Raw genomic sequence first — 26,484 nt, 5'->3', positions numbered from 1 at the left:
GATTCATTCAACTCTCACGCAGCAGGACACAACAATGAAGAATTTTGGCTCGATGTTGAACCGCGCGCAGCGTGCGCTGAAGCTGTCGAAGTACCTCGCCGTGAGCGCCGCCGTGCTCGCATTCGGCCACGTCGCGATGGCCGCGGATGCAAAAATTCCGGTGGTCGCGGCGGAGAATTTTTACGGCGATGTGGTGCAGCAACTCGGCGGCGATCGCGTCGACGTGACGAGCATCCTCAGCAATCCGGACCAGGATCCGCATCTGTTCGAAGCCAGTCCGAAGACGGCGCGTGCGTTGCAGCATGCGAGCCTTGTGGTCTACAACGGCGCCGACTACGATCCGTGGATGGCAAAATTGCTCGCGGCGTCGAAGGGCTCGAAGCGCGTCACGATCGTCGCGGCCGATCTCACCGGCAAGAAGGGCGGCGACAATCCGCACCTCTGGTACGACCCGGCGACCATGCCGAAAGTGGCGCGCGCCGTGAGTGAGGCGCTCGTCGCGGCTGACCCGGCGCACAAGTCGGCGTACGATGCGAACCTCGCGAAGTTTCTCGATTCGCTGAAACCGGTCGACGCCAAGGTCGCCGATCTGCATGGCCGCTACGCGGGCGTGCCGGTCACGGCGACCGAGCCGGTGTTCGGCTATATGTCCGACGCGGTGGGCCTGAGCATGCGCAATCTGCGCTTCCAGCTCGCCACCATGAACGACACCGAAGCCAGCGCGGCCGATATCGCCGCATTCGAACGCGATCTGCGCGAGAAGCGCGTCCGTGTTCTGATCTATAACAGCCAGGCAACCGAGGCCCTGACCAAACGCATGTTGAAGCTCGCGCAGCAATCGAAGGTGCCGACCATGAGCGTCACCGAGACCGAACCGGCCGGCAAGACCTATCAGACGTGGATGCTGACGCAGCTCGACGCGTTGGGCACGGCGCTGGCGGCGGGCGACGCGAATGGCGCGAACGCCGCGGCTCCTGGCGCGAAAGGAAAAACCCCATGACTGAGACTGGCCGCAGCGCGCCTGCGCATTCCCCCAGCACCGCGCCCGTGCTCGAACTCGAGCAGGTGACGCTCGAACTCGGCGACCGCACGATTCTGCGCGACACCGGCTTCGTGGTGAACCAGGGCGAATTCATCGGCGTGCTCGGGCCGAACGGCGCGGGCAAGACGACGCTGATGCGCGCCGTGCTCGGTCTCGTGCCCGCCGCTCAGGGCGCGATCCGCGTGCTGGGACAACCGGTCGAGCGCGGCAACGCGTCGATCGGCTATATGCCGCAGACGCGCAGTGCGCTCGCCGGACGTCGCGTGCGTGGCCGCGATTTCGTCGCGATGGCCGCCGACGGCCATCGTTGGGGTTTGCCGCATGCGGACGCCGCCACTCGCGCCGATGTCGAGCGCGTGCTGGATCTGGTGGGCGGCCGCAAGCTGGCCGAGCGGCCGTTGTCGGAACTGTCGGGCGGCGAGCGTCAGCGGCTCCTGCTCGCGCAATGCCTGCTCGGCAACCCGAAGCTGCTGTTGCTCGACGAACCGCTGATCAGCCTCGACCCGCATCATCAGAAGAGCGTGGTCGAACTGGTGCGGCGCGTGCAGCAGGAACTCGGGATCGCCGTGCTGTTTTCGGCGCATGAACTGAACCCGCTGCTGCACGCGCTCGATCGCGTGCTGTATCTCGGCAGCGGCGTGGCGGCGCTCGGCACCGTCGACGAAGTGATCACCCGGCCGGTCCTGTCGCGTCTCTACGGCTCGCCGATCGACGTGATGCGCGTGAACGGCCGCATCTTCGTGATGTCGGGCGACGTCGAAGTGGAAAAGCACGATCACGAGCACGAACACGACGAGAGCGGCGGCCACAGCCACTCGCATTCGCATTCGCATGGCCACTCGCACGGCCACTCACATCAGCACGACTCGCACGACGGACACACGCACGATGTTTGAATACGATTTCATGGTGAACGCATTCGCGGCGTCGGGGATCGTCGCGGTGCTGGCAGGCGTGGTGGGCTATTTTCTGGTGATGCGCGGACAGACCTTCGCGGGCCACGCGCTCTCGCACGTCGGCTTCACCGGCGCGACCGGCGCGGTGCTGATCGGCATCTCGCCGATCTGGGGGATGATCGGCTTCACGCTCGCGGCGGGCGTCGGCATGGGCGCGCTCGGCGAACGTCTTGCCGGACGCGATGTGGCGATCGGCGTGATCCTCTCGCTGTCGCTCGGCTTCGGCTTGTTGTTCCTGCACTTCTTCACCGCGTACGCGACCCAGGTCACCGCGCTGCTGTTCGGCAACGTGCTCGGCGTGAATGCGTCGACGCTCGGCGTGCTGGCGGGTCTCGGCGTCGTGAGTTTGCTGGCGCTCGCGGCGATCATGCGGCCACTGCTGTTCGCTTCGTTGCAGCCGGAACTGGCCGAAGCCAAGGGCGTGTCGTTGCGCCTCGTGTCCGTGCTGTTTCTCGCGATTGCCGCGCTGGCCGTGGCGGCGTGTACGCAGATCGTCGGCGTGCTGCTGGTGTTCACGCTGATGGTCGGCCCGGCTGCCGCCGCGCAAAACATGACGACGCGGTTATCAGCGGGCCTCGTGCTGGCCGCTGTGTTTGCGTTGCTGCAAGCGTGGCTCGGTTTGACGCTCGCGTTCTACACCGATTGGCCGACGAGCTTCTGGATCACCGTACTCTCGGCGGTGGTGTACGGTGCGAGTTTGTTGAGACGGCATTGAATCTCCAGGGACGATGACGGCGTCGCATCTGCACACCACCATCGTCGTCCTGTGAGACTTCAGCCTAGCAGCACCTTCGCGTGATGCGCGAGATGATCCTCGATGAACGTCGAGATGAAGTAATACCCGTGGTCATAGCCCGCGTGACGGCGCAACGTCAGCGGCTGACCCGCGGCCTGGCAAGCGGCTTCGAACACGTCCGGATTCAGTTGCTCGGCAAGGAACTGATCCGCGAGCCCCTGATCGACCAGAATCCCCGCCGAAAACTTGCGCGACACATGCGCAACCAGTTCGCTCGCGTCGTACTGCTTCCACGCTTCCCGGTCTTCGCCCAGATAGCCGGTGAACGCCTTCACGCCCCACGGGCACTGTGAAGGCGCGGCAATCGGCGCGAACGCCGACACCGACCGATAAATCTCCGGATTGCGCAGCGCCAGCATCAACGCGCCGTGACCGCCCATCGAATGCCCGAAGATGCCCAGACGCGCGCCGTCCACCGGCAGATTCGCAAGCACCGTTTCGCGCAGTTCGTCCCGCACGTACGAGTACATCCGGTAGTGCTGCGCCCACGGCTGCTGCGTGGCGTCGACGTAAAAGCCCGCGCCCACGCCGAAGTCCCACGCCGCGCTTTCGCCCGGCACACCCGCCCCGCGCGGACTGGTATCCGGCGCGATCAGCGCGATGCCGTGCTGCGCCGCGAAGCGCTGCGCTCCGGCTTTGACCGGGAAGGTCTCTTCTGTACTCGTGAGTCCCGCGAGATAGAACAGCGCGGGTACGTTCGCGTTGGCTTGCAAGGCCTGCGGCGGCAGATAGATGGAGAAGCGCATCGGCAGACCGATGGTCTGCGAGTCGTGCCGATAGATGCGCTGCTCGCCGCCATGACAGGCATGCGACGATAAGAGTTCAAGCATGGCGAAGCTCCCCGTTTAATACAGCACGACCGAGCGGATCGACTCGCCCTTCTTCATCAGATCGAAGCCCTCGTTGATGCGTTCGAGCGGCAAACGGTGCGTGATCAGATCGTCGATATTGATCTTGCCTTCCATGTACCAGTCGACGATCTTCGGCACGTCGGTGCGGCCACGTGCGCCGCCGAACGCCGAGCCTTTCCACTCGCGGCCCGTCACCAGCTGGAACGGACGCGTGCTGATCTCCTCGCCCGCCGCCGCTACGCCGATGATGAACGACTGGCCCCAGCCCTTGTGCGTGCATTCGAGCGCCTGACGCATCACCTTGGTGTTGCCGATGCATTCGAACGAATAGTCGGCCCCACCATCGGTGAGTTGCACGATGTGATCGACCACGTTCTCGACTTCATTCGGGTTGATGAAGTGCGTCATGCCGAACTTCTTCGCGAGTTCGACGCGGCCCGGATTGATGTCGACGCCGATGATCTTGTCCGCGCCGACCATCTTCGCGCCCTGGATCACATTCAACCCGATGCCGCCGAGACCGAACACCACCACGTTTGCGCCCGCCTCGACCTTCGCCGAATACACGACAGCACCGACACCTGTCGTCACACCGCAACCGATGTAGCAGATCTTGTCGAACGGCGCGTCTTCACGCACTTTCGCGACCGCGATTTCCGGCACGACGATGTAGTTCGAAAACGTGGACGTGCCCATGTAGTGAAACAGCGGCTTGCCATCCAGCGAGAAGCGTGAGGTCGAGTCCGGCATCAAACCCTTGCCTTGCGTCGAACGAATCGCCTGACAGAGATTGGTCTTGCGCGACAGACAGAATTTGCACTGGCGGCACTCGGGCGTGTAGAGCGGAATGACGTGATCGCCCTTCTTCAGCGTGCCGACGCCGGGACCGGTATCTACAATCACGCCCGCGCCTTCATGGCCGAGAATCGCCGGGAAGATGCCCTCCGGGTCCGCGCCGGAGAGCGTGTAGTAATCGGTGTGGCAGATGCCCGTGGCCTTCACTTCGATCAGGACTTCACCGGCGCGCGGACCTTCCAGATCGACTTCTTCGATCGTCAACGGGGCGCCGGCTTTCCATGCGATTGCTGCTTTGGTCTTCATCGTGAATGCTCCTGTGAGTCTGTCAAGGCTAGGCGCGCCGCGGCGGACCACGTTGCGGCGCGCATGTGTTGCGATTCGGTGCTGCGGTTCATTTGTGCGCCACACGAAGGGCGCATGTGGTCGCGGCCAGTCGGCGCAGTGCGCCGGGCTATACCTTAGCGCGCGAGAAACGTCATGGTATTGCAAAGTGCGTCACGGCATTGTCTGAACCTGACATGACTTTCGCTCACCGCGACGGCGTGTCCGTGAACCATGTTTCGACTCGTGCGTAGAGATCGAGAAAGCGCGCATAGCGCTCGGCGAGCGCCGCGTCGCCTTGCGGACCCGCGACACGCGTCGCACCCGGCGCGAGCGCGGCGAGATCGCGCGCGTGCCAGTGCCCGCTCGCAAGGCCGCCCAGGATGGCCGCGCCACGCGGCGCCGCGTTCGGACAATCCACTGCGTGCAGTTCGACATTCAGTGCATCGGCGAGCAACTGGCGCCAACGTGCGTCGACGGAACCGCCTCCTGCGAGCTTCAACGCCGTCACCGTCGCGCCGCTCGCGCGAATCGCGTCGAGCCCGGCGCGCAGTGAGAACGCCACGCCTTCGAACGCGGCGCGCATCATCGTGCCGCGCGTGTGATCGAGGGCGAGCCCGAGCCAGCCGCCACGCGCCATCGGGTTGAGCCAGGGCGTGCGTTCGCCTGTGAGGTAAGGCAAGAACGTGAGGCCGGATGCATTCGTCGTATCGGCGAACGCATCACGATACGCATCGGTCCATTCATACGACAGCCACCCGCGCGCTCGTTCGAGCGCGATGCCGACGTTCTGCATCGCGGCCATGCGATACCAGTGATCGCTTGCCGCGCGATAACGATGCAAGCCCTTGACCGCCGCGGGCGCGTGCTCGGCCAGCACGACGATCTGTCCGCCAGTGCCGGTGGCCAGCAACGCGTCGCCGTCGTGCGCCAATCCGCTGCCAAGTGCGGCGCAAGGCGTATCGGCCGCGCCGGTCGCGAGCACGATGCCGGCACGCAAACCCAGCGCCTGCGCCGCACTCTCCGACAACACGCCACCCGCCGCATAAGATGGCGCCAACGGCGCGAACCACTCACGCGGAATCTCGAGTCGGTCGAGCAGCCCCACGTCCCACACGCCGGCTGGATCGGCAAGCGCGGTCGCGCAGGCGTCGGACGGATCGGTCGCCACCGCGCCGCCCAACGCGACGCGCAGCCAGTCTTTCGGTTGCAGCGCCCAACGCGTGCGGCTCGCGGACTGCGGTTCGTGCATGACGATCCAGCGCAGCAGCGGACCGGCCATGCCGGGCGCAACCGGATTCGGTTGCGGCTCGGGCCACGCATCGAGCAAGGCCAGCGCGCGCGTGTCGGGCCATAGCATGGCGGGGCGCACGGCCTCGCCCGCTGCGTCGATCAGCACGACGCCGTGCATCTGTCCGGAAAAGCCGATGGCGCGCACATCGCGGCGCAATCCATCAGGTAAACGCGCGGCGGCTTCACATAGCGCGCGCCACCATGTTTGCACCGAGGTTTCCGCCCAACCCGCGTGCGGCGTTTCGATTGGATAAGCGACGCTCGCCACCGCCTGTTCGCGACCTTTCTCGTCGACGATTGCTACTTTGAGGGAACCGGTGCCGAGGTCGATGCCGAGAAAACTCATGGGCGATAGAGCGTCAAATTGAGGATGGAAATGAGCACGCGAAAGCTGCCCGAAAAGCATATTTTCCGCGCCGGCGCAGCGCTTGGGAAACGCACGCAAACGCACGCCGAAAATCCCGAATCGCGGGTTAACCCGCGCGCGCCGCGAGCCGCATCAAAACAGCACTATGCGGTGAGCGAGATACACCTCATTGATTCTCACACATATCGCGTCAAGCCGGGCTCGAGCGACGCGCGGCCTTGCATCGCCACTGCAAGGGGCTGACCGCCGATGGACGAGGTCCGTACATTTCTTTTGGCTTTCAAACGGCCCCCACGCATATCGTCACCGGGAATGCCGGAATAGGCCCCAGTGGTCTTGTTGTGCTTTTTAGTCCCCGATACCTTGGAGCCATCCCAAAAACTCAGATGGTGGAGACAGACGATATGCAATCGAACACGGTTCACCCGTGCGACGAACGACTGCCCGCAGGCCAGTTGCTCACGCTCGGCATTCAGCACGTTCTGGTGATGTATGCCGGTGCAGTCGCGGTGCCGCTGATCATCGGCGCGGCACTCAAGTTGCCGAAAGACCAGATCGCGTTCCTGATCAGCGCCGATCTGTTCTCGTGCGGCATCGCCACGTTGATTCAGACGCTCGGGCTGTGGATTTTCGGCATCCGTCTGCCGGTCATCATGGGCTGCACGTTCGCGGCCGTCGGTCCGATGGTCGCGATCGGCACCAATCCCTCGCTCGGCATTCTCGACATCTTCGGCTCGACGATCGCGGCCGGTGTCGTCGGCATCCTGCTCGCGCCGGCGGTCGGCAAATTGCTGCGCTTCTTCCCGCCGGTCGTGATCGGCGTGGTGATCTCGGTGATCGGTTTGTCGCTGATGGAAGTCGGCATCAACTGGGCGGCCGGCGGCGTGGGCAATCCCGATTACGGCAATCCGGTCTATCTCGGCCTTTCGCTGATCGTGCTGATGCTGATTCTGCTGATCAACAAGTTCGCCAAGGGCTTCCTCGCCAATATCTCGGTGCTGCTCGGCATTGTCGCGGGCTTCGTGATTGCGCTGGCGCTCGGCCGCGTCAACATGGAAGGCGTTACGCACGCGCCGTGGGTCGGCTTCGTCATGCCGTTCCACTTCGGCCTGCCGCACTTCGATCCGCTGTCGATCGCGACGATGGTCACCGTGATGTTCGTCACCTTCATCGAATCGACCGGCATGTTCCTCGCGGTCGGCGACATGGTGGACCGTCCGGTGGATCAGAAGACGCTGGTGCGCGGTCTGCGCGTCGACGGCCTGGGCACGTTGATCGGCGGCATCTTCAACTCGTTCCCGCATACCTCGTTCTCGCAGAACGTCGGCCTGATCGGCGTGACCGGCGTGAAGAGCCGCTTTGTCTGCGCCATGGGCGGCGTGATCCTGGTGCTGCTGGGCCTGTTCCCGAAGATGGCGCAAGTGGTCGCGTCGGTGCCGGCCTTCGTGCTCGGCGGCGCGGGCATCGTGATGTTCGGCATGGTCGCGGCGAACGGCATCAAGGTGCTGTCGAAGGTCGACTTCGTGAAGAACCACCACAACCTGTTCATCGTCGCGGTCAGTATCGGCCTGGGTCTCGTGCCGGTGGTGTCGCCGCACTTCTTCTCGAAGCTGCCGCCGGCGCTCTCGCCGCTGCTGCACAGCGGGATTCTGCTGGCTTCGGTGTCGGCGGTCGTGTTGAACCTGATCTTCAACGGCGTGAAGAGCGAGAAGAAGGCGCAGTGCGAAATTCGCAGTGCCGGGCATGATTTCGACGGACGCGGCGGCAACGAACCGCGAGGCGACGACATGCTGCGCGCAGCCGACGTGCACTGAGCGGCACGCAATGAGGCGCCGCGCGAGTGATATCGCGCGAGCGTCGCTGCATAAAAAAACGCCACGGCATGCCGTGGCGTTTTTTATTACCGGCTGCGTAGGGCGGCTTTCCTGAAACTGAGACCCGCCCTACGCGCCCGAAGCTACAACACGTCTTAACTCGCCGTGGCCGCCGAAGCCGCCACCGGCGCGCTCGCCGCACCGTAGTCGACCGGTGCGTCGGCCGGACGCGGCTGCTCGCCGTTGCGTTCGATCCAGCCGCCGCCGAGTGCCTGATACAACGTCACGAGGTTCTGCAGACGTTCCATGCGCGCAACCACCAGCAGCTGCTGCGCCTGATACAGATCGGTCTGTGCGATCAGCACCGCCAGATAACTGTCGACGCCGTTCGTGTAACGCAGATTCGACAGATCCAGCCGGCGCTGTTCCGCAAAGGTATTGCGCTCCAGCGCCTGGATCTGCTGATCGTACGTACCGCGTGCCGCCAGTCCGTCTGCCACATCGCGGAAGGCCGACTGGATCGCCTTTTCATACGTGGCGATCTGGACTTTCTTCTGGATGTTGGCGAGATCGAGGTTGGCGAGATTCTGTCCGCCCTCGAAGATCGGCAACGTGATCGACGGCGCGAAACTCCACGCCGCCGAACCCGGCTTGAACAGACCGCCGAGCGACGGGCTCAGCGTACCGAAGCTGCCGGTCAGCGAGACCTTCGGGAAAAACGCCGCGCGCGCTGCGCCGATGTTCGCGTTGGCGGCCAGCAGATTCTCTTCGGCCTCCATGATGTCCGGACGACGCGTCAACAGATCGGACGGCAGACCCGCCGGAATATCCGTGAGGAGATTCTGGTTGTCCAGCGGCATGCCCGGCGGCAAATCGTCCGGCAGCGGCTCGCCAATCAGCAGCACGAGCGCGTTATCCGCCTGAGCCCGCAGACGTTGTTGCTGCTGCAGGTTGGCCAAAGCCTGCTCGACCACGGTTTGCGACTGACGCAGATCCAATTCCGAACCCGTACCGTTGTCGAACTGCAGCTTGGCGATTCGATACGATTCCTGCGAGGTCTTCAGCGTGTTCTGCGTGACCTTCAACAGATCGTCGAGTTCGAGCACCGTCATGTACTGGTTCGCCACCTGCGAGACCAGCGAGATTTCTGCCGCCTTGCGCGCCTGAGCCGTGGCCAGGTACTGCGCCAACGCCTGGTCCTTCAAGCTCTGAATCCGCCCGAAGAAGTCGATTTCCCACGACGCGTTCAGACCGACCGAGTACGAGTTGGAAATCGTCTGGTCGAAGAACGACAGGTCTTTCGGCGTACGCGATTTGCTTTGCGAAGCCGCGGCGTCGAGCGTGGGCAGCAGACCGGCGCGAACGATCCGGAACTGCGCCGCCGACGCCTGCATGTTCAGCACCGACACGCGCAGATCGCGGTTGTTCTTCAGCGCGATCTCGATCAGCCGCTGCATGCGCGGATCGACGAAGAAATCGCGCCAACCGATATCCGCCGCGGCCTGGCCGTTGGCGCTGCGCGCAGCATTTGTCGCACCGGGCTGTTGGTTGCCCGCCGGGGTCGCGTCCGGCTGGGTCGCGCCCGGCTGCGTGTCGTACACGCCGCCGGTCGGGAAGGTGCTCGTCGTGGGCACGGGGGGGCGCTCGTACTTCGGCGCCATCGTGCAACCCGCGGCGAACAGCGCGACCGCCACTGCAATCAGAGAGTGTTTTTGCATCTCAATGTCCGTCCTTGCCCGAGCCTTCATCAGCCGACCCGCCAGCCGAACCGCCGCTTTGCGGATCATGCGGATGGTGCTGGTTGTAGTGTGCGAGCGCCTCATCCGGGTCTTCCTTCTCACCGCCGAATTTCGCGCGGATCACGACGAAGAACATCGGGATCATGAAAATGGCGAGGAAGGTCGCCGTCAACATCCCGCCGATCACGCCGGTACCGATCGCGTGCTGGCTGGCCGAACCCGCGCCGTTACTGATCGCGAGCGGCATCACGCCGAGAATGAACGCGAGCGAGGTCATCAGAATCGGACGCAACCGCAGACGCGCTGCTTCCAGCGCGGCCTCGATCGGCCCCATGCCTTCACCCTGCTGCAGCTCGCGGGCGAATTCCACGATCAGAATCGCGTTCTTCGCCGACAGACCCACCGTGGTCAGGAGACCCACCTGGAAGAACACGTCGTTCTCGAGCCCACGCAGCGTGGCCGCCAGCAGTGCGCCGATCACGCCGAGCGGCACCACCATGATCACCGAGAACGGGATCGACCAGCTTTCATACAGCGCCGCGAGACACAGGAACACGACCAGGATCGAGATGCCGTACAGAATCGGCGCCTGCGAACCGGACTGGCGTTCCTGCAACGACAGGCCGGTCCATTCGTAGCCGACACCCGCCGGCAGCTTCGCCACGAGTGCTTCCATGGCGGTCATGGCCTGACCGGTCGACTTGCCCGGTGCCGCCGCCCCCTGGATTTCCACCGCGGAAATACCGTTGTAGCGTTCCAGCTTCGGCGAACCGTAGGTCCACGTGCCGCTGGCGAACGACGAGAACGGCACCATGCCACCCGCGGTATTGCGCACGTACCACGCGTTCAGGTCTTCCGGCTTCATACGGAACGGAGCATCGCCTTGCAGATACACCTTCTTGATCCGGCCGTCGGTATCGAGGAAGTTGTTCACGTACTGCGACGCCCACGCGATCGAGAACGTCTGGTCGATCGCGGCCAGCGACACACCGAGCGCCGAAGCCTTCTCGTGGTCGATGTCCACCTTGAACTGCGGCGTGTCGTTCAGGCCGTTCGGACGCACCTGAGCCAGCGTCGGATCTTTCGCCGCCATGCCCAGCAACATGTTGCGTGCTTCCATCAGCTTTTCGTGACCGACGCCCGCGCGATCCTGCAATTCGAAGTCGAAGCCCGCGGCCGTACCGAGTTCAGGAATCGAAGGCGGATTCACCGGATACACCAGCGCGTTCTTGTAGCTGCCGAAGTGCATGAAGAGACGGCCCACCAGCGCCTGCACCTTCTGATCCGAGTGCTGGCGTTGCGAGTAATCCTTCATCCGCACGAAGACGAGACCCGCGTTCTGACCGCGACCGGCGAAGCTGAAGCCGTTCACCGTGAAGGTCGATTCGACGATGCTCTTCTCGGTATTGAGCAGGTAGTCGGACACGTCCTTGAGCGCGCGCGCCGTGGTTTCCTGCGTCGAGCCCGACGGCGTTTGCACCAGCACGAACATCGTGCCCTGGTCTTCGTCAGGCAGGAACGACTTCGGCAACTTCACGAACAGCAGGCCGACCGCGAAGATCACCACCATATAGATGATCAGCCAACGGCCCGAGCGCTTGATCACGTGGTGCACGCCCGAGTGATACTTGTCGCGGCTCTTGTTGAAGGTGCGGTTGAACCAGCCGAAGAAGCCGGTGGTTTTTTCCTCGTGACCCTTTTCGATCGGCTTGAGGATCGTCGCGCACAATGCCGGCGTCAGAATCAACGCGACCAGCACGGACAGCACCATCGCCGCCACGATCGTCAGCGAGAACTGCCGGTAAATTGCGCCGACCGAGCCGCCCGAGAACGCCACCGGCACGAACACCGCCGACAGCACGAGCGCCACGCCGACCAGCGCGCCGGTAATCTGATCCATGGCCTTGCGGGTTGCGTCACGAGGCGATAAGCCCTCCTCCTGCATCACCCGCTCGACGTTTTCCACCACCACGATCGCATCGTCCACCAGCAAGCCGATGGCGAGCACCAGCCCGAACATGGACAGCGTATTGATCGAGAAGCCCACCAGACCCATGATCGCGAACGTGCCCAGCAGCACCACCGGCACGGCGATCGTCGGGATCAGCGTGGCGCGCAGGTTCTGCAGGAACAGGTACATGACCAGGAACACCAGCACGATACCTTCGAGCAGCGTCTTGACCACTTCTTCGATCGACAGGCGCACGAACGGCGTGGTGTCGTACGGATACTGCACCACCAGACCGTGCGGGAAGTACTTCGACAGTTCGGCGACCTTCGCGCGCACCGCCTTGGCGGTGGCCAGCGCATTCGCGCCGGTAGCGAGCTGAATACCGAAGCCTGCCGTCGGCTGACCGTTGTACTTGGTGTCGAAGTTGTAGTTTTCGCCACCCAGCTCGATGCGCGCCACGTCCTTGATGCGGACTTGCGAGCCGTCCGGGTTCACCTTCAGCAGCACGTTGCCGAACTGTTCAGGCGTGTTGAGCAGCGTGGCTTCCGTGATAGTGGCCTGCAGCACCTGGCCCGGCACCGACGGCGTGCCGCCGAGCGAACCGCCCGCGACCTGCACGTTCTGCGCCGTCAGCGCGGCTTCCACATCCACCGGCGTCAAACCGAAGTTGGTCAGCTTGTTCGCGTCCAGCCAGACCCGCATGGCGTACTGCGAACCGAACAGCGTCACCGTGCCCACGCCGTCGATACGGCTGACCGGATCCTGAATGTTCGACGCGACGTAGTTCGCCAGGTCGTACTTGCTCATGCTGCCGTCTTCGGACACGAACGCCATGACCAGCAGGAAGCTGCTGCTCGACTTCGTGACCTTGGTGCCCAACTGTTGCACTGCTTGCGGCAACAGCGGCGTGGCGAGCTGCAGCTTGTTCTGCACCTGCACCTGCGCGATGTCAGGATTGGTGCCGGCCGCGAACGTCAGCGTGATGGTTGCCGTACCCGAGTCGTCCGAGGTGGACGACAGATACAGCAAGTGGTCGAGACCACTCATCTGCTGCTCGATCACCTGCGTGACGGTGTTTTCCACCGTCTTCGCCGATGCGCCCGGGTACGTTGCGCTGATCTGCACGGCCGGCGGCGCGATGGTCGGGTATTGCGCGATCGGCAACGTGAAGACCGACGCGATACCCGCGAGCATCAGAATAATGGCGATCACCCATGCAAAAATCGGGCGATCAATGAAGAACTTTGCCATGTGGCGGGCTCCCTGTTATTACGCGCCCGATGCGGCGGAGGCAGGCTGTGCCGTCTGCGCAGCACCGCTGGCGGCCGGCGCGCCCTGAACAGCTGCGCCGGAAGCGGGTGTGGCGGGAAGTTGCGCGGCAACGGCCTTGACCTGCATGCCGGGTTTCGCCTTGTCGGTGCCCTGCACGATCACGCGGTCGCCCGGATTCAGGCCGCTTTCGACCACCCAGTTCGAACCGTACGTGCCCGAGGTCACCAGCTGACGCAACACGACCTTGTTGTCGTTACCGACGACCAGCGCGGTCGGCTGACCCTTCTGGTCGTGCGTGACGCCCACTTGCGGCACGACGAGCGCGTGGTCGTTGACGCCCTCTTCAATGCGCGCGCGCACGAACATGCCCGGCAGCAGCACGTTGTCCGCATTCTTGAAGAGCGCGCGCACCGTGACCGAACCGGTGCCCTGGTCGACCGTTACGTCGGTGAACTGCAGCTTGCCCTTCTCCGAATAGGTGCGGCCGTCTTCGAGAATCAGCGACACCTTGGCGGCGTCCGGACCCGTGGTCTTCAGGCGCCCTTCCTGCATGTCGCGGCGCAGCTTCAGACCGTCGAGGCTCGATTGCGTCAGGTCCACATAGACCGGATCGAGCGTCTGCACGGTGGCCATCAGCGTAGCGGCGCTTGCTTGCACGTAAGCACCCGGCGTGACCTGCGAGATGCCGACCTGGCCGCTCACCGGCGACACGACATCCGTATAGCCGAGATTGATCTGCGCCGTGTCGACTGCCGCCTTGCCCGCGGCGACGTCAGCCGCGGCCTGGCCTTCCGAGGCCACTGCATTGTCGTAGTCCTGCTTGCTGACCGCGTTGGCGGCAACCAGCACCTTGAAGCGATTGGCCTGCGCGGTGGTCGACACGAGGTTGGCCTGCGCCTTCGCCAGCGTCGCCTTGGCGTTATTCAGCGTGGCGATGTACGGTGCCGGATCGATCTTGTACAGACGTTGGCCTGCTTTGACCTGGCTGCCTTCCGTAAACTCGCGGCGCAACACGATGCCGTCGACCCGTGCGCGCACTTGCGCGACGAGGAACGCACTGGTGCGGCCGGGCAATTCGGTGACGACGGGCACGGCCGTCGGCTGGACGGTGACGACCCCAACTTCGGGCGTTTGTTGCGGCGGAGCAGATTGTTTTGGTCCGCACGCTGCCAGCAATACGGCAGCCGTCGCGGCACTAATTAAGCGGAATGGAACCCGTTCGACGCGCATGGAGCGACCTCTGTCAAAGACTGAGAATGAAAAAGTGCGCGCATCCCTACCCCGGGGACGACAGCGCACACATGCGTCTTGCGACGCTTGACCGGACACCCGCGGAAGCACACCGAACCTGCAGGGCATCCTGAGCGAAATGCGCCATACGGGGGAAATGCCGCACGGCGCCGCCCGTCTGGGCACGGCGCGAAGAGCGTTTTGAAAGGCAACAGTGACGGATATTAACGTTTCGTCACGGCTTGGGCTATCCGATCGTGGGATGCTATTATATATACATTCACGAATGCATGTAAAAGTGCGTTTATATCTCTTGCTGGCGGGGGGCTTGCAAGAACGCTTCACAATTCGCTCAACGGGAGACGGATTGTCATCGGGCGTACTTAAAAACGCTCGGGAAAACCCCACAATCAGGGCAGGTCATTCCAACATGGTCAGAAGAACCAAAGAAGAGGCGCAGGAGACGCGCAACAGCATTCTCGACGCGGCCGAACGGGTTTTCTTCGAGAAAGGCGTATCGCGCACGTCGCTTGCCGACATCGCGCAGGCCGCCGGCGTCACACGCGGTGCCATCTACTGGCACTTCGCACATAAGAGCGATCTGTTCACGGAAATGTTCGACCGCGTACTTTTGCCGCTGGACGAACTCAAAGCCGCTTCGCAAGATCCCAATGAGCCCGATCCGCTTGGGCGTCTGATGGAAATCTGCACGGTCTGTCTGCGCGACACCGCCAATGACCCGCGTCGCCGGCGGGTGTTCGACATCCTGTTTCTGAAATGCGAGCTGGTCGAGGAAATGGGCCCGGTGATGGTCCGCTATCAGACCAACATGCGCGAAGGGCTCAAGAAAATCGAGGGGGGTCTGCGCAACGCCATCTCCAAGGGGCAACTGCCCGTGGATCTGGATACGAAGCTGGCCGCGGCGATGGTGCATGCGTTTGTCAGCGGCTCGCTGCGCGACATGCTGTTTCTGCCCGACGCCACGGATTTCGGCGCCCATGCCGTGCAGATGGTCGAAGGGATGTTCGACGCGCTGAAGCTGAGCCCGGCGTTGCGCAACGGGCATGCACAGCGGACGGGCGGCGGTTAGTTATCTGTCTGGCGCACGGGGCCTATGCAAAAAAGGCGGTCGGGTGAGCAACCCGGCCGCCTTCGTTTCATGCGCAGCGGCGTGGTGCCGCATCCTTACATAGCAGCCGCTCGAAACGGCCGCCGCCCACGACGTTTTTACGCCGCGGCCCGCGTGGCTCGCGCCTTCTGGTTCGACGCGTAGATATTGCCGCGCTCCAGCGGCGCTCCGCTGTGCACCGCCGCGATCCACTCGTCCGTGCTCGCCACTGCCGCGAAGCGCGATTGCAGCACCACGCTGAACACCCGGTGGATGTCCTGCGCGCTGGCAAAACCCGCGCTGTTCTCATACGGCACCGAACCCGTCGCGTCGTGCAGGAATTCGACGGCAAGCCCCGAGTGAACCGCGTGGTTGATGGTCGACGCGTCGCAGTTGTGGGTCATGTAACCGGTCACGGTCAGCGTGTCGATCTGGCGCGCGGCGAGCCAATCGGCCAGATCGGTGCCGGTGAAAGCGCTTGGCAGCGACTTCTCCACGTAATGATCGCGAGCCCGCTCGCCCACCACCGGATGCAGGTCCGCCGCGCTGCTGCCACGCGCGAACAACGGCGAGCTGGCCGGCGCGAAGTTCTGCACGACCACCACCGGCACGCCGGCGGCCCGAGCCGCATCCATCGCGCGGCCGATGTTGGCGAGCGAGCTGTGCACGTCGGGGTATTCGATCGGCAGATCACCGGTCACGTATTCGCTCTGCACATCGATGACGATCAGCGCGCGGCGCGGTGTGGTCATGGCAAGACTCCTCGGTCGGGTAAAGGGGCCGCGCGGACGGTTCCGGTTTGGACTCGGCAGAGCAGCGACGATGATTGCATTGTTCCTCCACGGCCCACTTCACGACAGCGACCCGAATGACAAGATTCGCTAGAATCGGGCCATCGACGGATTTCACGAGGTGATCGATGGCCACGCCCGCTTCCGCTTCCTCTGCCGCGGCACGCGGCGAACCGGCCCGCCACGTTGTCGCGGTGGTCGCGTTCGACCGCATCAGTCCGTTCCATCTTTCGGTACCGTGCGTGGTGTTCGGTGAGGACCGCAGCGGCGGCGGCGTGCCGGGCTTCGACTTCCGCGTCTGCGCCGCCGAAACGGGCGCGCTCACTACGACCGCCGGCTTTTCGATCGCCGTCACGCATGGACTCGAAGCGCTCGCCGACGCCGACACGATCATCGTGCCGAGCTGGCGCGACCCGGCCGAAACGCCGCCGGCCGCGCTGCTCGACGCGCTGCGCGCCGCCCATGCCCGCGGCGCGCAACTGGTCGGGCTTTGCCTGGGCGCGTTCGTACTCGCGGCCGCCGGCATCCTCGACGGCCGTCCGGCGTCGACGCACTGGGCGTGGGCCGACGACTTCGCGCACCGCTACCCACGCGTGCGCCTAGACCCCAACGTGCTGTATGTCGACGACGGCAACGTGCTGACCTCGGCCGGCACCGCCGCCGGCCTCGACTGCTGCCTGCATGTGATGCGCAAGATGTGCGGCGCTGACGTCGCGAATCACGTGGCGCGCAGGCTGGTCGTGCCGCCGCATCGACAAGGCAATCAGGCGCAATACGTTCAGCAGCCAATGCCGCCGAACGTGCGCGGCGACCGGCTTTCGAGCCTGCTCGATTGGGTGAGCGGCAATCTGGCGTTGCCGCATTCGCTCGACACGCTGGCCGGCCGCGCGCTGATGAGCCGCCGCACCTTCACGCGTCGCTTCCGACTCGCCACCGGCACTACCGTCGGCGCATGGCTGCTGGCGCAGCGGCTCGCTCGCGCGCAGCAATTGCTGGAGAGCACTGACGAGTCGGTGGAAGCGATCGCGGGGATTGCGGGCTTTGGCTCGACCGCTTCTTTACGGCAACATTTCGCGGAGGCGTTCCGCACGTCGCCGTCGGCATGGAGAAGGGAGTTTCGCGGCGCGTGAGTGCGAGTGCGCGACTGCAACGCTACTCGGCCGACGACGTTTCGTAGCAAGCCACCGGGATTTCGTAGTCGCATCGGCGCGACAGCGGCGCAACCCACCGCGCGCGCCACAACTACGGCAAGCTCGAAAATCAATGCTCGCTAAGCCAGCGCGCCACATACAACAGCAGCGCGACCAGAAAGATCATCGCGGCCCAGGCCCAGTTCGGGACCGCGTGCGGACTGGGCTCGTGATGCGGGACCCCGTGCGACACACCATGTGCGCTTCCGTGCGCCGCGCTGGCCGCACGCCCAGGCAGCGCATTGCCGTGATCCGACCGCACGCGCCGCGCCATGCTGCCGAGCGTGATAGGCCGCAAAAACACATGCTGGCGGCGCACCGCCGAACCCCGCGCGCGATTCGGACCTTGCCCATGCTTGGCGCGCACGACGGCGTCGAACTCGGTGAAAAAGTCGTCGGCCAGTTGATGCAGCGCGTTTTCGAGTTGCCGCGTCGGCAGTTCGGCGAGCGGGCCGGAGGAGGTCGCCCAGATCGTGTAATCGATCCGCGTGCCGCGCTCCCGGTCGGCGCCGTGCGTGCTTTCGTCCGCGCGCAAGCGCACTTCGATCTGGCCGCGTAATGCGCCGATGCCTTCGGCCCGGGCTTTGAAGTTGATGGTGCGGCGCTGCGCGTCCGCGGGCCCGGAATCCTGGCCGGCCACGTGGGCACGCGCCTGGTAGCGCGCGCGCAGCGGGCCGAGCGGCACGGTCATGATCAGTTCGTATTCGCCGTGCGCAAAGCGTGTGAACGACTCGCAGTTGTCGAGGCTGGCGCGCAGTAGCGCAAGGTCTTGCAACGCGTCCCAGACGTCGGACGGCGCAAGCGGAATCCGTAACGCGTCGTTCAGTTCCATGGCAGCCTCCCCGATGAACGCGCGACAGCGGGATCAAGACGTCTGATCGATGCGGTCGACGCGCGATGCGTAAAACGCGAGATACCCTTTGATCTTCATCGCCGACTCGAGCGGCGTTTCGTAACTCCACACGGCGTTCTCGATCAGGCCGTCTTCCGTGCGCAGATGGAAGTACGACGCGTCGCCTTTGAACGGACAGTGCGAGCTGTGCGTCGAGCGTTCGAGCCGGGCCATGTTTACGTCCGAACGCGGGAAATAGAACACGTCCGGCAGACCGGTTTCCGACAGTGTCAGCCCCGCCTGCGTATCGGCCATGGTCACGCCGCCGTGGATCACGCGCACCCGGTGATTGTTGCCGGTGATCGCGATGGTGTGCCCGCCCGCGCTCGCGCCGGGGCTCCCGTGAGGTGTCAAGGCATCGCTCATGTCTCGGCTCCGTGATGGTGTGCGGTCGTGCAAACAGTAAAGCCACGGGGTGCGCCCGTGGCTTCATTATCGACCAAAGTCCGGCCGAGTGCGCGGCCTTCCTGCACGGCGTGCGGCGCTGACCACATCGCCGCGCAGAACGGCGTCGCGCTTATTGGGTGTTCCAGTAGAACGCGGTCTTGGCGGTGCCCTTGGCCGGGATCGTCACCGGTTTGGACTGGTCGCGATCCTTGTATTGCGCATGGACCGTATAGCGGCCCGGCCGGAGTCTGACCAGCATGTACGGCCCACGCGACGTGGTGCTCAGCACTTCGCCGTTGTGCGCATCGACCACGCGCACGTGAACGTCGGCGAGAAAGTCGGAACCCGGCCCCGTGAAGCGCAGCGACAGCGGCCACTGGCTTTGCGCCTGCTGCAATGCCTTCGATTCGTCGAGACCGACGCCGCCCGACACGAACGAAACGTCGCCCTGCTGCTGGATTTGCGGCAGGCCGCCGCCATTGGCGTTGCCCGCGCTGGTTTCATCGGTGGTCGTGCCGCCGGTCGTATCGCTCGCCTGTGCATACGCGCCACCCGCCAGACCGAGCGTGAGCGCTGCGGCAACCGCAGCGGCTACGATCCTTCGCTGATTGCGTTGGGTTTTCATCGGTTTGCTCCTTGTTGAGGTCTTATCCCTGCTTCCCCGGGATCCCGCGATGGGCCCGGATCAGGGCAGACGCAACCTGCGTGCCAAGCTGCCGGCCGTGTCATCTGGAAACCGCCGCGCGCCGCACCGGGTGGCGCGCAGCGCCTTACTTCGATGCCAGGATCCAAATGAAAATTGCCGATCCGCTGGCAGTAACTGCAACGGACCGGCAAGCATTACTTCAATTCGCGGGCGGATGAGCGGAGCGTCGGTCAAACTGCCAGCCGGACGAGCGATCGGGCCATCCAGCCCGCGCGGTACATCAGCCGAGATCGACCGGCACGAAGATCTGCGCGTTGTCACGCTGGATCAGCAACGCGATGCTGTTGCCGGCACTGGCGATCACCTGCTTCAGTTGATCGACGCTCGAAATGGGCCGGCCGTTGACCGCGAGAATCACGTCGCCGGGCTGGATGCCGGCGCTTTCCGCCGCGCCGCCCGATTGCTGCACCAGAAGACCATGCGAGACCGACGCGCCGCTCTTCTCTTCCGGCGTCAGCGGCCGCACCGCCACGCCGAGCCGGCCTTGCATCTGGGCCGGCTGATCGGCCTTGTCCGAGGCGACCTTCGCATCCGACAACGAGCCGATGGTCACCTTCAGGTCCTTGGTGGCCTTGTCGCGCCAGACCTGCACGGTCGCCGAAGTGCCCGGCGCCAGACCCGCGACCTGCGACGGCAGATCGGACGAGTCGCCGACCGGTTCGCCGTTCACCGACAGGATCACGTCGCCCGGCTGCAAACCGCCCTTGGCCGCCGGGCCGCCCGGATCGACCGAGCTGACCAGCGCGCCTTGCGGCTTCTGCATGCCGAACGAATTGGCGAGCGTCTGATTCATGCCCTGCACCGCCACGCCGAGTCGGCCGCGGCTCACGTGGCCGGTCTTGACGATGTCGTCCTTGACCTTGATCGCCTCATTGATCGGGATGGCGAACGAAAGGCCCTGGAAGCCGCCAGTCTGCGAATAGATCATCGAATTGATACCGATCACTTCGCCTTGCAGATTGAACAGTGGTCCACCCGAATTGCCAGGGTTCACCGGTACGTCGGTCTGAATGAACGGCGTGTAGTTTTCGTTAGGCAGCGAGCGCGACTTCGCGCTGATGATGCCTGAGGTCACCGTGTTGTCGAAACCGTAAGGCGAGCCGATCGCGACGACCCACTGGCCGACCTTGCTCTGGCGCGGATCGCCGATCTTCACGGTCGGCAGATTGCTTGCGTCGATCTTCAGCACGGCAACGTCGGACTGCTTGTCGGCGCCGACCACCTTCGCGCGGAATTCGCGCTTGTCGGTCAGCTTCACGGTGACGACGTTGGCGCCGTCCACCACGTGCGCATTGGTCAGGATGTAACCGTCATTGCTGACGATGAATCCCGAGCCCAGGCTCGCGCTCGGCTGATCGGGCGCATCGCCGCCGTCGCCGCCGCCTTGCATGCCCGGCATGCCGCCGAAGAAGTGCTTGTAGAACTGGTAGAACGGATCGCTCGGATCGATCGGCAACTGATTGCCGCCGCCGTTGCCATTGCCGGGATTGCCGCGCAGCGCCGTCTGCTTGACGACGTGCTTCGCGCTGATGTTGACGACAGCCGGCCCGTAGGTTTCGACGAGGCCGGAGAAATCGGGAATGCCGGTTTTGGCGGCGGCTTCAGCGGGCATCATCGCGGCCTGCGCCGGCGAGATCACCTGCGGCGCGGGCACGTCGCGATGCCCCGCCACATAGCCGGCGGAAAGCGCTACAGCGACGGCTACGGCAACAGCGCTGCGGGACAAGGTTTTCGCGTTCATCGTGTACTCCTGACTGGGAGAAAGAGACTTTGGATGTCTCGAAGCGTACGTGGCATCGCTTAAAAGAGTCTTAAGCAGCGACAGATCGCTTTCATCCTGATTTTGAGGCCTGTTTAAGCCTCGTTTAAGCCTCTTTACGAACAGAACCCGTTGCCTTCAGAAACGCACGGTGACCTGCAAGCCACCTGCGGGTGATTCGTCGAGCGACACGGCAGCATGATGCTGCACGGCGATGCGACGCACGATCGCCAGACCCAGACCGCTGCCCGCCACGTCGGTACGCACGCGATTCGCGCCGGCACCCGCGCGATAGAAACGGTCGAACACGCGATCGCGTTCGGCCGGCTCGATCCCCGGTCCGCTGTCGGCGATCCGCACGACCGGGTGGCCCTCTTCGACATGCAGGCGGACATCCACGCGTCCGCCGCGTGGCGTGTATTTGGTCGCGTTATCCACCAGATTGTTGAACATCACGCGCAACGCGTCGGCATCGCCGATCACGGTGGCGGATTCGGTCGCCTCGATGCCGAGATCGACGCCGCGATTCAGCGCAAGCGGCGCGTAAGCCACCACGCACTCCTGCAGCAGCGCGCGCAGATCGATCGCGTTGGTGGCGGCGAGGCCGTCCGGTTCGGAACGCGCGAGCGCCAACAGTTGTTCGGCAAGACGCGTGGCGCGCGTCACGCCGGCTTGCAGATCGGCGAGCGCTTCGCTGCGGCCGGCGTCGTCCTTCGCGCGCGCCACCAGTTGCGCCTGAATCTGCACGGCGGCGAGCGGCGTACGCAATTCATGCGCGGCGTCGGCGACAAATGCTTTCTGAATATCGAGCGCGGTCGCGAGTCTTTCGAGCAGACCGTTCAGCGCGCGCACGAGCGGCTGCACTTCGAGCGGCAGACGCTGGTCCGGCAACGGATCGAGCGCCTCGGGGTGACGCGCGTCGAGCGCGCTGGTCACGCGCCGCAATGGCCTGAGTCCGCGGCCGATAACCACCCACACCGCGAGTCCCAGCAACGGCAGCAGCACGATCAACGGCCACAGCGTACGCAGCGCGACATTTGCCGCGAGCCGGTTGCGCACGGAAACCGGCTGCGCCAGCTGCACCACGTTATCGCCGACGATCGCGCCATACACGCGCCACTCGCCGCGCTCCGTGTGCTCGGTCGAAAAGCCGAGTTCGGCGCGCGGCGCGAGCGGCGCACGCGGACGCGAGTAGTACATCAGCACGCCGTTGCGATTCCAGATCTGCAGCACGATGCCTTCGTCGCCGGTGTCGCGCGAACCGAGCACTTGCGAGAACGGTTCCGACGGCAGCGCGGCGGCGATCTGCTCCAACTGGTAATCGAAGAGTTCGTTGGCTTCGGCAAGCGCTTGCCGGTAGATGAGCCAACCCGCGATGCCGACGCCGAGCAGCACCAGCGCCAGCAGCCAGACCAGCAATTGACGGCGAATCGAACGCATCGGCTCAGGCGTCCTTCGCGATCATGTAGCCCAGACCGCGCACGTTGCGGATCAGGTCCGCGCCGAGTTTCTTGCGCAGCGCGTGAATGTAGACCTCGACGGTATTGCTGCCGATCTCCTCGCCCCAGCCGTACATTTTTTCTTCGAGCTGGCTCTTCGAGAGCACGGCGCCAGGCCGCGCGAGCAACGCCTCGAGCAGCGCGAATTCACGCGCCGACAACGCGACCGGCGCGCCGTCGAGCGTCACCTGATGTGACGCGGGATCGAGCGTCAGGTTGCCGTGGCGGATGGTCGAATCGCTGCGCCCCGACTGACGCCGGATCAGTGCGCGCATGCGGGCGCCGAGTTCGTCGAGATCGAAAGGTTTGACCAGGTAATCGTCGGCGCCGGCGTCGAGGCCTTTGACGCGATCCGCCACAGCGTCGCGCGCGGTCACGATCAGCACCGGCAGCGCATGGCCGCGCGCGCGCAGCGTGCGCAGCACGTCGAGACCGTCGCGTTTGGGCAGGCCCAGGTCGAGCAGCACGAGATCGTAAGGCTGGCTGCCCGCCGCGCTGAGCGCGGCTTCCCCGTCTTCCACCCAGTCGACCGCGAAGCCTTCGCCGCGCAGTGCCTTGCGCACGCCTTCGGCGATCATCCGGTCGTCTTCGACTAGCAAGATGCGCATGGTTATCCGTTCCGAATCGTTCGATGATGCCGCATTCTAGCGCCCGCCCCCGCCATGCGCGCCGCGTGGCGCATTTTCCACCGCAGCCTGGCGGCAACTCTCTACAATGGGCGCTTTGCTTCGCGCGGCCGGTATTTTTGTCCGCGCGCCAACGCGATCCTTCGGCGCCGCCGGGATTGCCGCGTGCCCCACGCCCTGACATTTTGCTTTTTCGCCCGTCCATGACGCACGCTTTTCTGTCTTCTCTCGCACGCCGCTTCAACACTGTCGCCCTACGTCCGCGCTCCGCTTCTGCTTTGACTGCTTCCACCACTCGTCTATCGCGCCGGTTCGCGCCGCGCGCGAGCGCCTGGCTGCTCGCTTGCGCCGCGCTCGGCTGCGGCGCGTCGCTGCCGCTTGCCGCGCAGGCTCGCGTCAAGGCCGCGCGTCCGAGCGTCAACGTCACCACTGTCTTGCCGCAATCGGTGATGGTCGGCTTGCAGCGCGCGCACGTGCCCTTGTCGTCGATCAGCGTGGTCGTGGAGAAAGTCGGCGATCGCACGCCGATCCTCGCACTGAACGCGGGCAAGCCGATGATGCCCGCCTCGACGATGAAACTCGTCACCACCTACTCGGGCCTGTCGATACTCGGCCCCGACTACCGCTGGCGCACGAGCGCCTACGCGGACGGCACCATCGACACCAACGGCGTGCTGCATGGCAATCTCTACATTCAAGGCACGGGCGATCCGAAGCTCGTGCCGGAAGAACTGATCGACCTCGTGCAGAAGATCCACAAGGCGGGCATCAGCGGTATCGACGGCGCGCTGGTGCTCGACAAGCGCTACTTCGATTCGTCCACGCGCGACCTCCCGCCGTTCGACGACGACGCCACCGCGCCGTACAACGTCGGCCCCGATCCGCTGCTGTACGCGTTCAAATCGCTGTCGTTCACGCTGACGCCGTCGCCGGACGGCAGCGTTGCGATCGATGTGTTGCCCGCGCTTGCGCAATTGCAGATCGACAACCAGATGCATGCGGTGAACGGCCCGTGCCGCGGCGATGCGGCATCCGTGTCGCCGACCGTCACGCCGCAGCCGAACGGCACCGTCGTGGCTTCGTTCAACGGCGACTATTCGATGCGCTGCGGCCCGCGCACGATCAACGTCGCGGTGCTCGATCACTCGGCGTTTTTCGCGGGCGGTTTTCTCGCGCTGTGGCAGCAAACCGGCGGGACGTTCAGCGGCGCGACGCGCGAAGGCGCCGTGCCCGTCGGCGCCAAACTGGTGGCGACGCACCAGGGGCCGATGCTGTCCGACATCGTTCGCGACATCAACAAGTTCAGCAACAACACGATGGCGCGCAATCTGTTCCTGACGATCGGGGCGGCCGAGGAAAAAGGGCCCGCGACGACCGCCAAATCAGCGCGTGCAATCCAGGCGTTTCTGCGCCGCGACAGCATCGACATGGAGTATCTGACGCTCGACAATGGCTCGGGCCTCTCGCGCGACGAGCACGTCACCGCGCTCGCGCTCGCCGATCTGCTGCAGCGGGCCAACGCGAGTCCGGTCGCGCAAGTGTTCGTGGAGTCGCTGCCGATCGCGGGCGTCGACGGCACCATGCGCAACCGCTTGACCAACCAGGGCGCGGGAGGCAATGCGCACATCAAGACCGGCACCTTGCGCGATGTGCGGGCGATCGCGGGCTATGTGGCCTCGGCTGACGGTAACAGTTACGTGGTCGTCAGCCTGATCAACGATCCGCATTCGGAAGCCGCGCGCGCCGCGCACGACGCGCTGCTCGAATGGGTGTATCAGGGGCCGTCACAGGGCTTCACCAAGGTTTCCGATCCCGTCGTCGAACCGCGCAGCAGCAAGCCCAGGAAAAACCCGCACAAGCGTGGCGCTCACTGAGTGTTCCTTCTAGCGAAGCCGCGCGCGGCAACGTCCTAAGCGTGTACGCTGTCGGGCAGTGTTTGAGGCGCGCGTAAAACGCTGGACGTGGCGCCGGGGCCGTGCATCGGTTACGGTCCCGCTCGAACAATAACGACAACACCCGCTGCGCACAGCGCGGCGGCCAGGGACCACGGAGGAAGACACAATGCAATTCGATGCCGAATTGCTGCTGCTCGCCATGGCGCTAGTCTTTCTCGCATGCATCGGCTGGGAGGCGTGGCACCTGCGGCGCACGCAGCCGGGCGCGCAACTCTATAGCTGGCGCGACACGCTCTGCAACGCCGCGCTCGCACTGATGCAGCAAGCCGCCGACAAGCTCGCGTGGCTCGCCATCATCCCTGTCTACGCGTTTTTCTACGATCACTATCGCGTCTACACATGGCAGGCGAGCTGGGTCTCGTTCGTCGTGCTGTTTGTCGCTCAGGATCTGCTCTACTACGTGTTCCATCGTTGCAGTCATCGCGTGCGCTGGCTGTGGGCCGCGCATGTCGTGCATCACTCGTCGGAGCGCATGAATTTTTCGACCGCGTTCCGCCAGAGCCTGATGTATCCGATCGCGGGCATGTGGCTCTTCTGGACGCCGCTTGCCGTGCTCGGTTTTCCGCCGACGCAGATCGTCGCGATCGTGCTGATGAATCTCGGCTTTCAGTTTTTCGTGCATACGCAAGCCATCGGCAAACTCGGCTGGCTCGAATACGTGTTCAACACACCGTCGATCCATCGCGTGCATCACGCGCGCAACGACCGCTATATCGACCGCAACTATGCCGGCGTGCTGGTGATCTGGGATCGCCTGTTCGGCAGCTACGTCGACGAAGATCCGCGCGATGCGCCGGTCTACGGCATCGTCGAGCCGCTTCACACTTACAACCCGCTGAAGGCGACGTTTCACGAATGGGCGTCGATGGCCGTCGACTTCGCGAGCGTGCGCGGCTGGCGCGACAAGCTGCGCGCGCTGTTTGCGCCGCCCGCATGGGCTGCGGATTATCACGCGCGGCGCGCCGCCGTTTCATCGGTATCGCGCGTGGATTCAAGTGAAAATTCAGGCGAGGCGACTCGCGTGAAGCAAGACCATACGGCCGCGTTTCAAACACCACGCAGGCCGTAGAAGATTCTGTAAGCTGTCGTCACGCCGCTCAAGCGGTGGGCGCTGCCTGCAACACATGGCATAAGGGCCACA

The 26,484-nt window shown here is 64.4% G+C and carries 21 protein-coding genes; 8 read left to right on the top strand and 13 right to left on the bottom strand.

The annotated features are described in order from the left end of the window. The first annotated feature begins 34 nt into the window (after positions 1-34). The 3 genes from B0G74_RS01240 to B0G74_RS01230 are packed head-to-tail and all read left to right on the top strand — an operon-like array spanning position 35 to position 2,713. A complete protein-coding gene (locus tag B0G74_RS01240) occupies positions 35-1,000 on the top strand; it encodes a metal ABC transporter solute-binding protein (RefSeq protein WP_132373296.1) in 966 nt (321 codons plus the stop codon). Then, positions 997-1,938: an ABC transporter ATP-binding protein gene (locus tag B0G74_RS01235; RefSeq protein ID WP_132373294.1), complete on the top strand. Its 942-nt coding sequence runs from the start codon at positions 997-999 to the stop codon at positions 1,936-1,938. Before B0G74_RS01240 ends, B0G74_RS01235 begins: the two co-directional genes overlap by 4 nt. Then, a complete protein-coding gene (locus tag B0G74_RS01230) occupies positions 1,931-2,713 on the top strand; it encodes a metal ABC transporter permease (RefSeq protein ID WP_132373292.1) in 783 nt (260 codons plus the stop codon). The genes B0G74_RS01235 and B0G74_RS01230 overlap by 8 nt, the downstream gene beginning before the upstream one ends. A gap of 59 nt (positions 2,714-2,772) precedes the next feature. Here the strand turns inward: B0G74_RS01230 and fghA are convergent, their stop codons facing one another. The 3 genes from fghA to B0G74_RS01215 all read right to left on the bottom strand — a co-directional run bounded on the left by fghA (position 2,773) and on the right by B0G74_RS01215 (position 6,403). Next, entirely contained in the window at positions 2,773-3,624 is an 852-nt protein-coding gene (gene fghA, locus B0G74_RS01225) for an S-formylglutathione hydrolase (RefSeq protein ID WP_132373290.1), read from the bottom strand. A 15-nt stretch (positions 3,625-3,639) separates the two neighbouring features. Continuing rightward, on the bottom strand, positions 3,640-4,746 hold the full coding sequence (locus tag B0G74_RS01220; protein ID WP_132373288.1) for an S-(hydroxymethyl)glutathione dehydrogenase/class III alcohol dehydrogenase: 1,107 nt from the start codon (positions 4,744-4,746) through the stop codon (positions 3,640-3,642). Between the two features lie 226 nt (positions 4,747-4,972). Then, entirely contained in the window at positions 4,973-6,403 is a 1,431-nt protein-coding gene (locus B0G74_RS01215) for an FGGY family carbohydrate kinase (protein ID WP_132373286.1), read from the bottom strand. Positions 6,404-6,828: 425 nt separating this feature from the next. On the opposite strand from B0G74_RS01215, the gene B0G74_RS01205 reads away from it, so the two are divergent. Continuing rightward, complete coding sequence (locus B0G74_RS01205; RefSeq protein ID WP_132373284.1) at positions 6,829-8,238, top strand: nucleobase:cation symporter-2 family protein; 1,410 nt, start codon at positions 6,829-6,831, stop codon at positions 8,236-8,238. Positions 8,239-8,393: 155 nt separating this feature from the next. On the opposite strand, the gene B0G74_RS01200 is transcribed toward B0G74_RS01205, so the two are convergent. The 3 genes from B0G74_RS01200 to B0G74_RS01190 are packed head-to-tail and all read right to left on the bottom strand — an operon-like array spanning position 8,394 to position 14,430. Continuing rightward, the gene (locus B0G74_RS01200; RefSeq protein WP_132373282.1) at positions 8,394-9,956 is read right to left on the bottom strand and encodes an efflux transporter outer membrane subunit; all 1,563 of its coding nucleotides are present in this window, start codon (positions 9,954-9,956) and stop codon (positions 8,394-8,396) included. 1 nt (position 9,957) lies between these two features. After that, entirely contained in the window at positions 9,958-13,179 is a 3,222-nt protein-coding gene (locus tag B0G74_RS01195) for an efflux RND transporter permease subunit (protein WP_132373280.1), read from the bottom strand. Positions 13,180-13,197: 18 nt separating this feature from the next. Continuing rightward, positions 13,198-14,430 (bottom strand): efflux RND transporter periplasmic adaptor subunit, encoded by a 1,233-nt coding sequence (locus B0G74_RS01190; RefSeq protein WP_132373278.1) that lies wholly within the window; start codon positions 14,428-14,430, stop codon positions 13,198-13,200. Positions 14,431-14,860: 430 nt separating this feature from the next. On the opposite strand from B0G74_RS01190, the gene B0G74_RS01185 reads away from it, so the two are divergent. Then, positions 14,861-15,520: a TetR family transcriptional regulator gene (locus B0G74_RS01185; RefSeq protein WP_132376812.1), complete on the top strand. Its 660-nt coding sequence runs from the start codon at positions 14,861-14,863 to the stop codon at positions 15,518-15,520. Positions 15,521-15,657: 137 nt separating this feature from the next. On the opposite strand, the gene B0G74_RS01180 is transcribed toward B0G74_RS01185, so the two are convergent. Continuing rightward, entirely contained in the window at positions 15,658-16,290 is a 633-nt protein-coding gene (locus tag B0G74_RS01180; protein ID WP_132373276.1) for a cysteine hydrolase family protein, read from the bottom strand. Between the two features lie 167 nt (positions 16,291-16,457). On the opposite strand from B0G74_RS01180, the gene B0G74_RS01175 reads away from it, so the two are divergent. After that, on the top strand, positions 16,458-17,459 hold the full coding sequence (locus B0G74_RS01175; RefSeq protein WP_132373274.1) for a helix-turn-helix domain-containing protein: 1,002 nt from the start codon (positions 16,458-16,460) through the stop codon (positions 17,457-17,459). Positions 17,460-17,589: 130 nt separating this feature from the next. Here the strand turns inward: B0G74_RS01175 and B0G74_RS01170 are convergent, their stop codons facing one another. The 6 genes from B0G74_RS01170 to B0G74_RS01145 all read right to left on the bottom strand — a co-directional run bounded on the left by B0G74_RS01170 (position 17,590) and on the right by B0G74_RS01145 (position 23,370). After that, positions 17,590-18,351, bottom strand: coding sequence for an SRPBCC domain-containing protein (locus B0G74_RS01170; protein ID WP_132373272.1), 762 nt, complete (start codon positions 18,349-18,351; stop codon positions 17,590-17,592). Positions 18,352-18,384: 33 nt separating this feature from the next. Next, positions 18,385-18,777, bottom strand: a complete 393-nt coding sequence (locus tag B0G74_RS01165; RefSeq protein WP_132373270.1) for a DUF427 domain-containing protein — start codon at positions 18,775-18,777, stop codon at positions 18,385-18,387. 151 nt (positions 18,778-18,928) lie between these two features. Beyond that, positions 18,929-19,423: a carboxypeptidase-like regulatory domain-containing protein gene (locus B0G74_RS01160; protein WP_132373268.1), complete on the bottom strand. Its 495-nt coding sequence runs from the start codon at positions 19,421-19,423 to the stop codon at positions 18,929-18,931. Between the two features lie 301 nt (positions 19,424-19,724). Continuing rightward, positions 19,725-21,245 carry a DegQ family serine endoprotease gene (locus B0G74_RS01155; RefSeq protein WP_132373266.1) on the bottom strand — a complete coding sequence of 507 codons (1,521 nt, stop codon included), beginning with the start codon at positions 21,243-21,245 and terminating at the stop codon, positions 19,725-19,727. 156 nt (positions 21,246-21,401) lie between these two features. Further along, entirely contained in the window at positions 21,402-22,703 is a 1,302-nt protein-coding gene (locus B0G74_RS01150; RefSeq protein WP_132373264.1) for an ATP-binding protein, read from the bottom strand. Positions 22,704-22,707: 4 nt separating this feature from the next. Then, positions 22,708-23,370 carry a response regulator gene (locus tag B0G74_RS01145; RefSeq protein ID WP_132373262.1) on the bottom strand — a complete coding sequence of 221 codons (663 nt, stop codon included), beginning with the start codon at positions 23,368-23,370 and terminating at the stop codon, positions 22,708-22,710. A gap of 221 nt (positions 23,371-23,591) precedes the next feature. Here B0G74_RS01145 and dacB point away from each other — a divergent pair, with 221 nt between their 5' ends. Both dacB and B0G74_RS01135 read left to right on the top strand, forming a co-directional pair. Beyond that, positions 23,592-25,262, top strand: a complete 1,671-nt coding sequence (gene dacB, locus B0G74_RS01140) for a D-alanyl-D-alanine carboxypeptidase/D-alanyl-D-alanine-endopeptidase (RefSeq protein WP_132373260.1) — start codon at positions 23,592-23,594, stop codon at positions 25,260-25,262. 187 nt (positions 25,263-25,449) lie between these two features. Further along, the gene (locus B0G74_RS01135) at positions 25,450-26,412 is read left to right on the top strand and encodes a sterol desaturase family protein (protein WP_132373258.1); all 963 of its coding nucleotides are present in this window, start codon (positions 25,450-25,452) and stop codon (positions 26,410-26,412) included. Positions 26,413-26,484: the final 72 nt, after the last annotated feature.

It is taken from the genome of Paraburkholderia sp. BL9I2N2 (assembly GCF_004339745.1).
In the GTDB taxonomy this organism is placed as follows: Bacteria; Pseudomonadota; Gammaproteobacteria; order Burkholderiales; family Burkholderiaceae; genus Paraburkholderia.
This window is presented reverse-complemented; position numbering and strand designations above follow the sequence as displayed.